Genomic DNA, 13,811 nt, shown 5'->3' on the forward strand with positions numbered 1-13,811 from the left:
TTTATGATGCAATCACCAGCGCATCATCCGGGCGGCGTCTGTTTTGGCAAGCGTTATCGAATCGCCAGTTAGTAATTGTGTGGCACGGCGAAAGCGCTTGTACAATCCTTGAAGCCCTTGGCCTTGTGCCAGACGTAGTAAATACCGTGCTTGCCGCCGCAGCCACCGCGGCTTAATGACTTTTCGACGTAGCCAGCGGGTATGTGCGGTGGTGGTGAAGTGCTCTAAGAGCGAGCCAGAGATATCCTGGTAAGTGATTACGCTCATATTGCTTCCATCGTACTCTTCCCACTTTACTGGCAGAATTCGATTTTCCGCGAGCAGTTGATTGTGGAAATCCGTGCCCGGGCAAGGTGTAGCCATGCTAAATTGCACCGAATCAATATCCAATTCACAGGCATACTCAAAAGTATTGATCATTGATGCCATCGTCTCGCCAGTCAGACCAAACACAACTGTCATATGTGTTTTGATGCCCAGTTTTCCGGCTTTATCGATAAGGGCTTGTAAGCGTTGCACTTTGAGTGGTTTTTTAATCGCGCTCAACACGTCGGGATCAGCACTATCCAGGCCAAATTTCAAGCCGACGCAGCCCGCGTCCGCCATGCATTCCAGCAGTTCTTCGTTAAGCGCGATCGCGTCGCCCATTGCCGACCAGGCGATAGTTAGGTTGCGCTGCTTTATCTCTGCGCAAAGCTGACGCACATGTTGTTTATTGGAGGTGAAGTTGTCGTCGTCGAAGTATATTTCCTTGACACCGAATTTTTCGACCAGCTGCCACATCTCGTCGACGACTCGGCTTGCACCGAAGTAGCGTTGTGGCTCGCCTCTGTAAAGAATTTGTATCCAGGCGCAAAAGTCGCACCTATATGGACAGCCGCGGCTGGTGTGCATGTAGGCTGTTGGCGAATGCTGAAACATGCCGTCGTAGTATGCGCTAATCGAAGGCTCCGCATTTCGAGGAAATAGATGGCGCGCGGGTGGCGGTAGTTGGTCTAGAGGGTAAATAAGTGCTGCCGGCGGATTGAGACGAGATTGACTATTTTCCGTCCGATACGCCAATCCCGCTATAGCCTCTAATGGCTTATCCGCGCTTAGGGCTTGTATCAGTGCCAGGCAGATTAGTTCGTATTCGCCAGCCAGGACGAAATCGATGTGTGGGTATTGGTCGAGAATGTCGGTCGCGAACACACTGACGTGAGCACCGGCCAGAATGATTTTTGCTCCGGTGGCGGATTTCAGGGCGAGCGAGAACCTTATTACATCGTCGATGACAGCGGTATTTGGCTCCAGAAGAATAATGGCAGGATTGACTGCGCGCGCATCGCGCAAAAACACATCTTCGGTAAGATTCAAAGGTACTCCGTCGATCACATCAACCTTGAAACCGTCGCGTTCTAGTAAGGCGGCGCAGTAGGCTAAGAAAAATGGAAAGGTGGTGTAACGTGGTTTATCTTTAGGGCGTTTTAGCAGCGTCAGTGGAAACCGCATGCCGGAACCTAGCAGGTAACGCTCTAAACCGTTGCTTAGTGGGCGGCGAAACGCTGGATTGGCAATCAATATGTTCATCGCTGTACCTCATTGTTCGGGAAAAAACGATTCTTAAACAGATGTCCGGCAAACTCGATTGCTCCTGGGTATATTCTGGATCGATAATGGGGTTCGTGTACGAATCGGTGCATCCATTCGATACCGAGTTTTGATACCCATGCCGGCGCGCGTGCCTTGTGGCCGGCGTAGACTGCTAATGTACCTCCGCCGATATGCCAGCATAGCGCCCTTTGGCAAACGTCCCGAGCATTCAGCAGAATTTGTTCGGATTTGGGGGTGCCGGCCCCTACTAGAGCCGCGTCTATATCAGCATGTTGTGCCAATATGGCTCGATATTCATCGGACTTCATAAAGCCGTGGTAGGCTGCGACAATGTGCCAGGAACCCTTTCGGCTATTAATGTTGTCTGCTGCCAATTGCGCCTGGGTCGGTGTGCCACCAATAAGCACGGCGTTTACTCTGGGTTCCGGCCAAGCTAAAGCGCGATCAAACAAAGCTGTCGCGACGACGCGTGGCGGTGTTTGCGCAAAAAGGTAGCGAAATGCCAAAGTAATGCCAACACCGTCCAGGCAAACGAGATCACATGCTTGGATAAAAGAACGGACGTAAGAGTCGCGTTCGACATAATTGTAGACATGCGGATTTAAAAACCCTACCAACATGTCTCGCCTAGTTGGGTTGAGCATGAACTGGCGAAGGCAGTTATCCAAGTAGGATAAGCTTCCGGTATTAATGACTAGCTGACCGAGGTTGTAGGGGCGCTCAGGCATTGAGGTCTTGAGGCATATTGGCTTCTATCGGGTGGCGTATTTGCGGTCCTGCGATCTCCAGGTAGTGGTTTAGAATGCGCGTCAGGCCCGATTTTAAATTGACATTGGGTCGCCAACCTGTATCGTCAATGGCTTTGGTGATAATGGGTATCTTGTCGAAGGCCTCGATGTAGCGCTTGCCATAAAGGCTCACTGGATCCACGTATCTTATTTCGGAATTCGATGCGCATAATTCTTTGATTAGATCTGCCAGCTTGGCGATGGGAATAACATTGTCAGGGTGACCGAGGTTGTAAATATTATTTATTTTGCCCTTGGCCTGCACTTGGATGATGCCATCGACGAGGTCGGACACATGACAAAAAGATCGGATTTGTTTGCCATCTCCAAATACCTGCAGATCGCGTCCCGCCAATGCCGCCTCAAAAAATTTGGGGATAACGAAACCGATGTTTGAGCTTTGCCATTCCCCCATGGCGTTAAATGGACGTACGATCCGTAGCTGGAAATCCCCTTCCATCGCTAGATTTAACAAGACATGCTCTGCGGTTAATTTCGCCAATGCGTACTCCATCCTGGCGCCGCGCTTGCATGGCACAATCTGCTCAACAGACTCTAGTTGCTGACCATTCCTACCGTAAACCTCTGACGAGGAGACGTACAAGAGGCGGGATTTGGAATAAGTGGCCATTTTGGCGACTTTTTCGGCAAGCCCCAGAATGCTGCCAGCAATCCTGCCGCTTTTTCCTAAAATGCCCAGGGAGCCCACGGGACTAGCGAGATGGTAAATTTCGTCAAATTGACCCAAGTCGTCTGGAAGGGATTCAACGTCCTGAATGTGGAGTTTTAGATAGCCTAGCAGGTCTGAATAATTGAGTTTGGTGGAACTGATGTTATCGACGACGGTGATCTCGCTGGCCGGCTCTAACACTAATAAGCGTTTGCAAAGGTGATATCCGATAAATCCAAGGCCTCCGGTCACCAGAATTTGCTTTGCCATGTTTAAACACCCCGCTTCAGTGGTTTCTTGTGAACTGCGGCGCTATGCAAATCTCCGTTGCTTAGGAAAAAGTGGCGGAGTCCGAACAGGTAGCGTCACAATAGAATAATGGCTAGTCTAGTAAACAATATCATTGTCCCGGTTCGTCAACAATACCTTTGCCCAAATCGGGTAATGACAACGGGCGAGTAAGTTTCGATATGCCGATGGGCTAGGTTCTCCGAACAGTTACCGTTTGCCATTTGCTTGACTATGCGGCCGGATGGTAAGCAAATTGAGTGTGTCTTGGGTTTAGCGAAAATCTACGAGCCGTTTAACCCGAAATGCTTCGGCGTAAGGTTTGCAGATTTGTGCGCCACGCAGACTCGCAATTGCTTGCAGGGTTTCAGGCGATCGATGTCCGCGAACCTGCGAAGAATAAAGGGCATAAGCCGTCAGTTTTTGCTCGATTTGTATTTCGCGGAAGTAGCTTGGCTCATTTGATTTGGAATGTAGCCAGACTAGACTATCCGGTTGTTCGAAAATCAGTACATTTTGTACGAACCAGTTGGTATCGTGTGGTCGGGTTGCTACGATTCCGGCATCGTAGACTGCTCTGTGGTCCTGGTTATAAGAGGGTTCAGGAATCAGTACCCTATTTGGCTTTATCTGATTGATGGCCAATTCCATGGTTGGTATCAGATCCTGCATTCTGTAGTGATTTACGGGATTGTCGAGCACGTTCCATTGGAAGTTGAGCATGGTGGCTGCTCGTTCCAGTTCCTGAATGCGTTCGATTCGAGACACATAAGGCCGGTCTTCCGCGCCGAAATGCAGTACAAAACAGTCGGGGCCTAAAAATGAAAAGCAGCCGAGTACCTCGTCATCAATGTGGGGGGAAAATATCAGGGTGTTGTATTGTGTTGGCATTTTGGCATTTTGGCATTTTGGCATTTTGGCATTTTGGCATTTTATTCTAAGCGCCCTGAAAATTACATGCTCATAAAAAAGCTAGACAGCTTAAGTTTTATCGGTATTCGCCCGACTCGTCCTCTACGTGTTTTAGTGGTCCAGAACCATTGCAGAGGGTTTGGTGGGGACGATGTAGTGGTAGCCAACGAGTCCTCATTGCTTATAACTCAGGGACATGAAGTTTCCATCTGGGCTTTAAGAAACGGCGATTTGAATGGCTGGCAGGATAATCTCGCGGTCGCATTAAATGCGGTGTACAACCGTAGAGCTAAAGCGGAGCTTAATCAACGTATTCGCGAATTTCGCCCCGACGTGATGCACTGCCATAACTTGTTTCCGCGTATTACTCCAGCAGCCTATGACGCAGCGCGCGAGGCAAACGTGCCAGTGGTTCAGACCCTACACGATTTTCGTACATTTTGTTGTGTAGGAGCATTTTTACATAGGGATGGACTGCCATGCGAACTTTGTGTCAATGGCTCTTCGTATTGGGGGGCCTGGCACCGCTGCTATCGTAAATCCTGGTTCGGCTCAGTGCTGTTCGCTTTCGCGCTCGATACACATCGTCGACACCAGACTTTGCAGAGGCAAATTCAATGTTTTATTGCGCCGTCGGAAGCCGCGAAACGCCGGTTTGTCGCGGCTGGCCTGCCTGGCGAGAGGATTCGTGTTAAACCTAATTTTATCAGCGATCCCGGTTATACCGTGCGAGGTGGTCGCAAAGGGGGGGTGTTTGTCGGTCGTCTTAGTCAGGAAAAGGGTCTCATGACCTTGATGGAGGCCTGGCGTGGAATCAACTATCCGCTTATTTTAGTGGGGGACGGCCCCTTGATGGCGGATCTAAGAAGATGGTCCAATCATTGGATGACGTGGGGTGGGCATCAGCCAAATTCAGAAGTAGGGGGGTTCATGCGAAATGCTGAGTTTCTGGTGATGCCGTCACTATGGATCGAAGGATTTCCGATGGTGATTGCGGAAGCATTTGCTCATGGTTTGCCGGTGATCGCCAGCCGACTGGGTGCCATGGCTGAAATTATCGAAGACGGCGTCACCGGTTTGCTTTTTAATCCGGGTGATGCCCAAGACTTAGCCGCCAAGGTCAGTTGGGCAGTTGCTAACCCTGAGCGAATGTTGCAAATGGGTATTGCCGCGCGTCGTATCTATGAGTTGAAGTATACCGCGCAGGAGAATTACCATCAGCTAATGCAAATATACCGGGATGCTCTTGCGGTTATCTAAGGCGTAACGCTGTTCCGGCTAAGCGCGTTTCAGACTGGCAATAATGCCCTCGGCATATTGATTCGCCATGCTTTCGATAGAATACTGCCGCGAACTTGCCAAGGCACCGCTACTCAGGCGGCGAAGTGTGGATGGTGATTTCAGCAAAGAAATAACGGCATTGGCGTAGGCTCGAGAATCGTTGGCTACCAATAGTCCGTTCACGTTGTCGCACAGATATTCGATTTCCGGGCTGTGAATGGGAATGTCGGTGGTGATTAGTGGTAAACCGGCGGCGAATGCATCCAGAATTGCCAGTCCAACTAGGCCGGGACAAAGGAAAACTTCGGCCAAGCGGAAGCATAAGGCCTTTTCCTTGGTAAAGCAGGGGCCAAGGTAGTGAATTCTATGATCATTAGCATCGGCTTGTGAGACCAAGTCTCGTCTTATGCCATCGCCCAATACCAGCAAGTGAAAGTCCGGACAGTCTGCCTGGATTAATTTCACCGCTTCGAACAGAAAGTCCAAACGCTTGTCATCATATAATCCGCCGCAGAATAGGCCGATCGGAACGCCGTTGGGAATGCCGAGGAGAGTAGTGAAATTGCTGAGTTCGGCCGCACCTATCGCCGTTAGCATCTCGCGAAAACCGGACACATCCACGCTATTGTTTAGTACAGTAATTTGCGCGCTAGGTATCCCGTCAAGCAAAAGGTAGTTTCGGGTGCCGGAGGTGTAAGCGAACCACCAATTTCCTGTCTTCATCAGTTGTTGTCGGATTCGCTCTTTGAACGATCCGGTATTGGCTCGGGAACTTGGCCACCACACCCAAAAAGCCAAATTGCGGCGTCCCCATAATCCTGCCAGAGCAATGAGATAATTCAGAATATGGCCGTTAGCGTTGAGTACAATTACTCGGTCAGCGGATAGCATTTGCCGGAATATCGGCTGGTAAAGCAATTTACCACCGAAAAACCAATAGTTTTTGACTTTTAGGCCAATGGATTTAGGCAAATCGATTAAGTCGCGTTTGGCAGCCTGCTCAACGTTCGGTGTGCCGTAGGCTACTTGCAGTTCGATGCCAACTTGTTGCAAATGTTGATAAAGTAATTCATAAAGTCTCACGCGATAGTGTGGTACCACGGGTTGAACGATCAGAACGCGAGGGCGCGTATGGCCGGATTTCGATTTGGTGAGATGGTGGCGACTACTTGTAGACATGGCATGTTACAACGAAAATCAGCCCAAGATTTAAACCCTGCATGGCATAGGAGGGCAATCGCTGTTTTGTAAATTTGCCTCGTTTAGTTGATGGGCGTCACTTGACCGATTTTAGAGGTGGATAACTGACCGGCGAATCCCGCTCTCTCCGCCCGAATCGTAAACACCATCACCAACTCTTCATCCTGTTGTAAGGTCAACGGCGTCGGCAGGCCGTCCGGGCCTGGTTGCTCGCCGATAATCGGCTCGATGCAGACATACTCGGCTTTTTTATCGCTCCAAATACCAAACGCCAACGATAGGCCTTCAGACAACGGCGAGATGTGGCAAGTCATCGTCACCGTGTAATCGGTTGTGCTTAACTTTATCGGTGCCGCTGGCGAGTTGGCGTGATGTACTCTCAAGCTATCGTGCGGGAGAGCCGAGACCTCAATATGCGTATCCGCAATCTCGATAAAACTGTTGGGCGAAATCGAAAAATAGGGGTGAAAGCCAGGGCGAACCAAGGCGGTTTCCGACATCGCGCGAATGCGGGTGCTGACGGTCAGGGTTTTGCTGTTTGCTTCCGTCTGCTCTTGCCAATCGGTGATTACTGCGACGCTGCCCCAGTTAGTTTCGTCAGGCGCCGTGAGGTTTTTTTGGTGCGGTAGATCAGTCTCGCAAGGCGTTATGCGGTATTCGCCGTGTTTAAGCGCAAAAGGCGGTGTTAGTTCTTCAAAATTGGGTATGCACAGATACACACCGCCGCGCGAACCGCCGTCGGCTTTATCGTGTAAGGGTTGGATAATATGAATGTCGTCTAACTGCCAATTGACTAGGGTGCCTGTGTCGGTGAATTTCATGAGGGAAAATGTATCCTGTGCTGGAATGGTTTTACGGTATTGGGTATGGCGATATTTGAGTGAGTTTGTAGGGACCGCGATGCGGCATAAGTTGCCAGTCTGTGGTCATGGGTCTCAAAAATAAGTGCCTTGACGGCTATTGTAAACAACGGGGCAGGGAATATGGGGGATTTCAGATTGCCTTGATGATGTTTCTGTAACCGGGCGCTGCTGATAGACTCAGGATTGTCGAATTTTCGACTGTAATAAAATCAAACGGCAACCTCGTTTTATCCAGGTCGAGACGATGCAAACAACCGATATTTTTTCCTTGAAAAGTCACGCTGGCGAATATCAAGATTGGCCATTGCAGACCCAATTACTGATAAATGGCTTGCCGAGTTTGTGTTATGTGCCCGGCTATCGGCTTTTGCATCAATTTCAAACTCCCGCGCATGAATACCTGTTAATTTGCGATTGGGATTGCCCCTTTGAAGAAGCGACAGAGATAATCTTGCTGGATAGCCAGTTCAACGTGCTGGCGGTGCGTTCGTTTGGCGTGCCCTACGGCTCTTTCTGGCTGGACAAGGTGTGGGTGTTGGACGATGCCAACCTCAAGCTTAGGTTTTTTCGAGATGAGGATTGGCAAGTGACTATTACGCCGCAAAACGTCCCTTGCCTGCATTTTTCAAGCAGAAGCTGGCTGCCGGTGTTTAGAACGCGGATACAGTTAAAACGGCTTTAAGCGGATAGATCGACCGGACGCGGTCTGCCGCTCGGGTTTGTGCGGCTATGCAGCCCCAGGTAGGAATTTTCCGAACCAACCGATGTAATTGCAAATGTAGCTGGTAAGCTGGTCCTGAGAATCGAAACGGGAGTATGCCCGGCGGAAAATAGCCGATCAGGGAAAGTATGACGGCGCGCCAGGGAGTTTTAACGCATGGCAAGGATGAGCGGCTATGCGTTACAATGCGGGCATAAGTTCCAAGGAGGCTACACAGCATGAATGCGAACCCTTTCGATACGCTGCCTACGCGCAGTTGATTTAATTGCCGCCAGTTGCCGGCCCCGTTTTTCTCTTCAATCCTAACCTGCGAGCACACCATGCCAGAAAATATTTCCAATAATGCCCTAATCCTCGCCCTGTTATCTCTGAACGGCGAGATCGCTATTCAAAAAGACTACCTGGAATCCGATGAAATTCCGGAAGACGAGGTAGCCGATGAGGAAGAAGTGCTGGACGATTTGGAGCAGGCTTTCATGGAGTTTGTGGACGTTTACAAAGCGCGTGCCCACGCCGATAAAACCTTGCCTAGCCTGGAAGAATTGTTGGCCGGCGAAGAAGGCTAATAATCCATGTTGGTAATGTACGGCATCAAGAACTGCGATAGCGTTAAAAAGGCGCGCACTTGGCTGGAAGCGCGGCACATTGCCTACCGCTTCCACGACTATCGAATCGATGGCCTGGATGCGGCTTTGCTGCAACGCTTTGTCAATGCGCTGGGCCTGGATGCCTTGCTGAACCAACGCAGCACCAGCTGGCGTCAGTTGGATGACGCGCAAAAATCCGATTTAACCCCAGACAAAGCCGTGCAACTGATGTTGGCGGTGCCGACCCTGATCAAGCGCCCGATTCTGGATGATGGACAGCAACTGATCGTTGGCTTCAATCCCGATCAGTACCCTACCGAATAATGAGCGAAACCCTTTCTTTGCTAGAAGCGTTGATTCGTCGCGAATCAGTGACCCCCCACGACGCCGGTTGCCAGGATTTGCTGGCGCAGCGCTTGACCAAGCTTGGCTTTGTTGACGAGCGCCTGAATTTTGCCGATACCCAAAACCTCTGGCTGCGAAAAGGGCAACAGGCGCCGCTGTTTGTGTTCTTAGGGCATACCGACGTGGTGCCGACCGGGCCTTTGGCGGCGTGGGATTCCCCGCCGTTCGAACCGACCATCCGCTATGGCAAACTTTACGGCCGTGGCGCGGCGGACATGAAAGGCGGCATCGCCGCGTTTGTCACAGCCGTCGAGCGTTTCCTGGCCGAATATCCCGAACATAAAGGCTCGATAGCGATCATGATGACCAGCGACGAGGAGGGCATTGCCACCCACGGCGTGGTTAAAGTGGTAGAGGTGCTGGAACAACGGGGCGAAAAGATCGACTGGTGCTTAGTCGGCGAGCCGTCTAGCGACAAGAAAATCGGCGACGTGATTCGGGTCGGCCGGCGCGGATCCTTATGCGCCAAACTGACAGTGCTGGGCATTCAAGGCCACGTGGCTTATCCGGAATTGGCGGAAAACCCGATTCATACGTTTGCGCCGGCTTTAAAAGAGTTGACCGAGGAAGTTTGGGACCACGGCAATCAATTTTTCCCGCCAACCCGCTTGCAGGTTTCCAATATCAACGGCGGCACCGGCGCGGAAAACATCATTCCCGGCCAGGTGGAAGTGCAGTTCAATCTGCGGTTTTGTACCGAATTGGACGAAGCCACAATCAAAAGCCGCACTCAGGCAATCCTGGACAAACACGGTTTCAAATACGATCTGCAATGGCGCTTGTCCGGCAATCCATTCCTGACCTCGCAAGGTGCATTGATCGACGCCACCCATGCCGCGATTGAAAGTGTATGCGGTTTTCAGACCTTGGACGATACCGGCGGCGGCACCTCCGACGGCCGTTTCATCGCCCCGACTGGCGCACAAGTGATTGAGTTGGGGCCTTTGAATGCCAGTATTCATAAGGTCAACGAGCACATTGGCCTGGACGAGCTGGAAGTTTTAAGCCGAATTTACCAACAGATTTTGGTCAATTTACTGGCGCATTAAGCAGGTTCTTAAAATACAGGCACTCCCGCTTCTGCGGGAGCCCAACTGCCTAAACAGGGTTCGCACCGGGCCCGCGTAAACAATTGTCTTCTCCCAGTCGTCACCCCTCGGCCTCTAATGCTTTGCCCAAGCCGCTGGCAAGTTAGAGAAACGCCGGCCCATGATTGAGCTATGCCGAAGCGCTCAAGGGATTATCTTCAAGCAGTGATTGCCGAAGGTTTGATCCGGAATTTCGCCGGATACTAATCGCAACGACCACGCTATACTTTTAAGCCTAGATTGTGGCGCAAGCTTGGCCGACGGTCTGAAACGGAATATTCCGATATCAACAGGGGAAAGCATGACTACTAGCCCTGCTCCACAAAAGTTATTGGCGCGCTACCGGCATTACTATCCGGCTCTCCTGATTTTGCTGATTTCGCTGTCCGCCTTGTTTGTGGCTTGGCAAGATCTGAATTGGCGTTATCAGCAGCGTTTACAGGAATATTTCGATTTTGAAACCCAACGCCTTACCAGCGACATCAGCAAACGTATGGCTTTGCATGGCCAAACACTACGTAGCGCCGCCGGCTTGTTTGCCGCAAGCTATGAGGTTACCCGCGAGGACTGGCGTGCTTTTGTTGAAATGCTGGAGTTGGATCGCAGCCATCCGGGGGTGCAAGGCGTGGGCTATACGGTCTGGATTCCAGCCGGACAGCTCGAACAGCATATTGCCGATATTCGCCGCCAGGGCTTTCCTGACTATGTAGTTAATCCGTTAGAGCCGCGCAGCGAATATTCCAGCATTATCTACTTGGAGCCGTTCAGCGGCCGCAATCTCCGCGCCTTTGGCTACGATATGTACTCTGAACCGATTCGGCGCAAAGCGATGGAGCGCGCGCGGGACAACGGCGAGTTGGCCTATACCGGTAAGTTGGTTCTAATCCAGGAAACCAAGGCCGATTTACAAGCCGGGATGTTGGCGTATTTTCCGGTGTATCGCAACGGCAGCATCCCACAAACCTTAGAGCAGCGCCGTTCCGCGCTACTGGGCTGGGTATACATTCCTTATCGCATGAATGACTTGCTGAAAGCTATCCTGGGACAGGATTTATTGGCCTTGCGCCTGGAAATTTTTGATCAGGACGATCTCAGTGCCGAGGGCCTGCTTTTCGATAGTCAGGCCAGCTTGGTGCCGGCAGCGTTTAAAACCGATGCCGGTGCCATGACTCGCATACAGCGCCTGGATTTGGGCGGACATTTTTGGACCTTGCGTTACAGTGCCATGCCAGCCTTCAGTAAGACCGCCAGGTTCGAGCCGCCCTGGGTTGAAGTGTTGGCGTTGGTGCTGATCAGCTTTTTGCTGTTTTTTATTACCTGGGCCTATATCAATGCACGCCGAAACGCGGCGATTGCCCTGCAATTGACCGAGTCGTTACGGCAAAGCGAAAGCCGGTTCCGCAGCTTGTTCGAAAACTCGCCGGTGGCCTATCTGGCAATGGATAGGCAAGGTAATTTGTTGGATGTCAATCCGCAATTGTGTGCGCTGCTGGACTACGACATTGATGAACTGATAGGCCGCAAACTGTTTGAGTTCATTTCGCCGGAAACCGGACAGGATTTTCGGCTAAAACTGCACCTGCTGAATCACTACGGTTTGCTGGAATGCGAATTGTCGCTGCTGACAAAATTGGGTCATATGTTGACCGTGATTCTGGACGGCCGCTTGCAGGGCGATAAGGCCCGACCTGCCGTTATTCATTGCATTTTGACCAATATTACTGAGCGCAAGCGCGCCGAAGATAAATTGCAATTGGCGGCCCGGGTGTTTAGCGATGCGCATGAAGGCATCACCATCACCGATGCGGCCGGCAATATTATCGATGCCAACCCGACTTTTTGCGCGATAACCGGCTATGCCCGCGAGGAAGTGATCGGCCGCAATCACAGTATTTTGCAGTCGGGAAAACACGATGCGCAATTCTATAAAGACTTGTGGCAAACCCTGCAAACCGAGGGTTGCTGGCAAGGCGAGATATGGAATCGCAAGAAAAGCGGCGAGTTATATGTCGAATTGCTGACGATCTCGGCCATGCGCAACCGCACCGGCGAAATTCTGAATTATGTCGGTTTGTTTTCCGACATCACCCAAGCCAAACTTCAGCAGCAGGAACTGGAACGCTTGGCGCATCACGATCCGTTGACGCAATTGCCTAACCGGATATTGTTCAACGATAGATTTTGTCAGGCCTTGGCGCGCTGTAAACGCGACAGTACCTTATTGGGTGTCGTGTATATGGATCTGGACGGGTTCAAACAGGTCAACGACCAGTTCGGCCACGAGGCTGGTGATACATTGCTGATCGAGGTGGCTAAGCGGATAAAGGCCAATTTGCGCGAGGACGACACGGTGTGCCGATTAGGCGGCGATGAATTTGCCTTATTGATGGGCGGTCTGGAATCCAAACCGCAGTGTGAGCAAGCCTTGCTGCGTGTTCATCAGGCGATTTCCCAGCCCTACTATATCGGCGGGCAAACCGCGAAAATTGGCGTCAGTAGCGGTATTACCTTATGTCCGCTGGATGTGGGTACGCCGGATTGCTTACTCAGTCACGCCGATCAGGCCATGTATCTTGCCAAACAGCAGGGCCGAGGCAGCTATGAATTTTTTCAGCCCGGTTGAGTCTGTTCAGCGAGCGTTTAATTTTTCAACTAAATAAGAGGAGATACCTATGCGTTGCCATCAAGTCGATTATCAGATTATCGGTCATGATATTCAAATGGTCGAAGTCGAGCTCGACCCCAAAGAAACCGTGATCGCCGAAGCGGGGGCGATGACGTATCTGGAGCAGGATATAGACTTCGAAGCCAAGATGGGCGACGGTTCCGGTGGGGTGATGGATAAGCTGTTTGGTATCGGCAAACGCATGCTAACCGGCGAGTCGGTATTTTTGACCCATTTCACCAATCACGGTGCGCAAAAACGCCGGGTGGCCTTTGCCGCGCCCTTTCCGGGCTCAATCGCGGCATTGAATATGGCTGAATTGGGTGAAGAAGTGATTTGCCAGAAATCGGCGTTTTTGGCTGCCGCGTACGGCACCCAAGTGGATATTGCCTTTAACAAACGCTTGGGTAGCGGCTTTTTCGGTGGCGAAGGTTTTATTCTGCAACGCCTGCGCGGTGACGGCATGGCCTTTATCCACGCCGGCGGCACGGTGATTCGCAAGGAATTGCGTAACGAAACCTTGCGTCTGGATACCGGCTGTCTGGTGGCGTTTAGTGGTGACATCGATTACAACATCGGTATGAGCGGCGGCTTGAAAAGCATGCTGTTCGGCGGGGAAGGTTTGTTTCTGGCGACGCTGACAGGCACCGGTTCGGTGTGGATTCAAAGCATGCCGTTTTCACGCTTGGCGGAGCGGGTGTTAAGCCAATATAAACCAACCATCGGTCAAGATAGCCAGTAGCGGCGGTC

The 13,811-nt window shown here is 51.3% G+C and carries 13 protein-coding genes; 7 read left to right on the forward strand and 6 right to left on the reverse strand.

Annotated features, from left to right (window positions below; genetic code table 11):
* Nucleotides 1-12: 12 nt before the first annotated feature.
* The 4 genes from ACMXD4_RS03010 to ACMXD4_RS03025 form a co-directional block, all read right to left on the reverse strand.
* The gene (locus ACMXD4_RS03010) at nt 13-1,569 is read right to left on the reverse strand and encodes a B12-binding domain-containing radical SAM protein (protein WP_415879799.1); all 1,557 of its coding nucleotides are present in this window, start codon (nt 1,567-1,569) and stop codon (nt 13-15) included.
* Complete coding sequence (locus ACMXD4_RS03015; protein ID WP_415879800.1) at nt 1,566-2,321, reverse strand: WecB/TagA/CpsF family glycosyltransferase; 756 nt, start codon at nt 2,319-2,321, stop codon at nt 1,566-1,568. Before ACMXD4_RS03015 ends, ACMXD4_RS03010 begins: the two co-directional genes overlap by 4 nt.
* Nucleotides 2,314-3,321: an NAD-dependent epimerase/dehydratase family protein gene (locus tag ACMXD4_RS03020; RefSeq protein ID WP_415879801.1), complete on the reverse strand. Its 1,008-nt coding sequence runs from the start codon at nt 3,319-3,321 to the stop codon at nt 2,314-2,316. Before ACMXD4_RS03020 ends, ACMXD4_RS03015 begins: the two co-directional genes overlap by 8 nt.
* Nucleotides 3,322-3,612: 291 nt before the next feature.
* The gene (locus tag ACMXD4_RS03025; protein ID WP_415879802.1) at nt 3,613-4,230 is read right to left on the reverse strand and encodes a PIG-L deacetylase family protein; all 618 of its coding nucleotides are present in this window, start codon (nt 4,228-4,230) and stop codon (nt 3,613-3,615) included.
* On the opposite strand from ACMXD4_RS03025, the gene ACMXD4_RS03030 reads away from it, so the two are divergent.
* Nucleotides 4,219-5,511, forward strand: coding sequence for a glycosyltransferase family 4 protein (locus ACMXD4_RS03030; RefSeq protein WP_415879803.1), 1,293 nt, complete (start codon nt 4,219-4,221; stop codon nt 5,509-5,511). The genes ACMXD4_RS03025 and ACMXD4_RS03030 overlap by 12 nt on opposite strands.
* 18 nt (nt 5,512-5,529) lie before the next feature.
* On the opposite strand, the gene ACMXD4_RS03035 is transcribed toward ACMXD4_RS03030, so the two are convergent.
* A complete protein-coding gene (locus ACMXD4_RS03035; RefSeq protein ID WP_415879804.1) occupies nt 5,530-6,615 on the reverse strand; it encodes a glycosyltransferase family 4 protein in 1,086 nt (361 codons plus the stop codon).
* A 179-nt stretch (nt 6,616-6,794) separates the two neighbouring features.
* Entirely contained in the window at nt 6,795-7,553 is a 759-nt protein-coding gene (locus ACMXD4_RS03040) for a hypothetical protein (RefSeq protein ID WP_415879805.1), read from the reverse strand.
* 286 nt (nt 7,554-7,839) lie between these two features.
* Here ACMXD4_RS03040 and ACMXD4_RS03045 point away from each other — a divergent pair, with 286 nt between their 5' ends.
* The 6 genes from ACMXD4_RS03045 to ACMXD4_RS03070 all read left to right on the forward strand — a co-directional run bounded on the left by ACMXD4_RS03045 (nt 7,840) and on the right by ACMXD4_RS03070 (nt 13,803).
* Complete coding sequence (locus tag ACMXD4_RS03045; protein WP_415879806.1) at nt 7,840-8,277, forward strand: hypothetical protein; 438 nt, start codon at nt 7,840-7,842, stop codon at nt 8,275-8,277.
* Between the two features lie 359 nt (nt 8,278-8,636).
* Entirely contained in the window at nt 8,637-8,882 is a 246-nt protein-coding gene (locus ACMXD4_RS03050; protein ID WP_033155885.1) for a hypothetical protein, read from the forward strand.
* A 6-nt stretch (nt 8,883-8,888) separates the two neighbouring features.
* Nucleotides 8,889-9,227, forward strand: a complete 339-nt coding sequence (locus ACMXD4_RS03055) for an ArsC family reductase (protein WP_415879807.1) — start codon at nt 8,889-8,891, stop codon at nt 9,225-9,227.
* Nucleotides 9,227-10,357, forward strand: a complete 1,131-nt coding sequence (gene dapE, locus ACMXD4_RS03060; RefSeq protein ID WP_415879808.1) for a succinyl-diaminopimelate desuccinylase — start codon at nt 9,227-9,229, stop codon at nt 10,355-10,357. The genes ACMXD4_RS03055 and dapE overlap by 1 nt, the downstream gene beginning before the upstream one ends.
* A gap of 340 nt (nt 10,358-10,697) precedes the next feature.
* Entirely contained in the window at nt 10,698-13,019 is a 2,322-nt protein-coding gene (locus tag ACMXD4_RS03065) for a CHASE domain-containing protein (protein ID WP_415879809.1), read from the forward strand.
* A 49-nt stretch (nt 13,020-13,068) separates the two neighbouring features.
* Nucleotides 13,069-13,803: a TIGR00266 family protein gene (locus tag ACMXD4_RS03070; protein WP_033155888.1), complete on the forward strand. Its 735-nt coding sequence runs from the start codon at nt 13,069-13,071 to the stop codon at nt 13,801-13,803.
* Nucleotides 13,804-13,811: the final 8 nt, after the last annotated feature.

This window comes from Methylomonas sp. TEB, from assembly GCF_047777895.1.
GTDB lineage: Bacteria > Pseudomonadota > Gammaproteobacteria > Methylococcales > Methylomonadaceae > Methylomonas.

Bases quoted from the DNA above. Each gene is read 5' to 3' on its own strand.
- dapE (WP_415879808.1), top strand. From the start codon at position 9,227: ATGAGCGAAACCCTTTCTTTGCTAGAAGCGTTGATTCGTCGCGAATCA.
- ACMXD4_RS03040 (WP_415879805.1), bottom strand. From the start codon at position 7,553: ATGAAATTCACCGACACAGGCACCCTAGTCAATTGGCAGTTAGACGAC.
- ACMXD4_RS03025 (WP_415879802.1), bottom strand. From the start codon at position 4,230: ATGCCAACACAATACAACACCCTGATATTTTCCCCCCACATTGATGAC.
- ACMXD4_RS03015 (WP_415879800.1), bottom strand. From the start codon at position 2,321: ATGCCTGAGCGCCCCTACAACCTCGGTCAGCTAGTCATTAATACCGGA.
- ACMXD4_RS03050 (WP_033155885.1), top strand. From the start codon at position 8,637: ATGCCAGAAAATATTTCCAATAATGCCCTAATCCTCGCCCTGTTATCT.
- ACMXD4_RS03070 (WP_033155888.1), top strand. From the start codon at position 13,069: ATGCGTTGCCATCAAGTCGATTATCAGATTATCGGTCATGATATTCAA.
- ACMXD4_RS03065 (WP_415879809.1), top strand. From the start codon at position 10,698: ATGACTACTAGCCCTGCTCCACAAAAGTTATTGGCGCGCTACCGGCAT.
- ACMXD4_RS03045 (WP_415879806.1), top strand. From the start codon at position 7,840: ATGCAAACAACCGATATTTTTTCCTTGAAAAGTCACGCTGGCGAATAT.
- ACMXD4_RS03010 (WP_415879799.1), bottom strand. From the start codon at position 1,569: ATGAACATATTGATTGCCAATCCAGCGTTTCGCCGCCCACTAAGCAAC.
- ACMXD4_RS03055 (WP_415879807.1), top strand. From the start codon at position 8,889: ATGTTGGTAATGTACGGCATCAAGAACTGCGATAGCGTTAAAAAGGCG.
- ACMXD4_RS03020 (WP_415879801.1), bottom strand. From the start codon at position 3,321: ATGGCAAAGCAAATTCTGGTGACCGGAGGCCTTGGATTTATCGGATAT.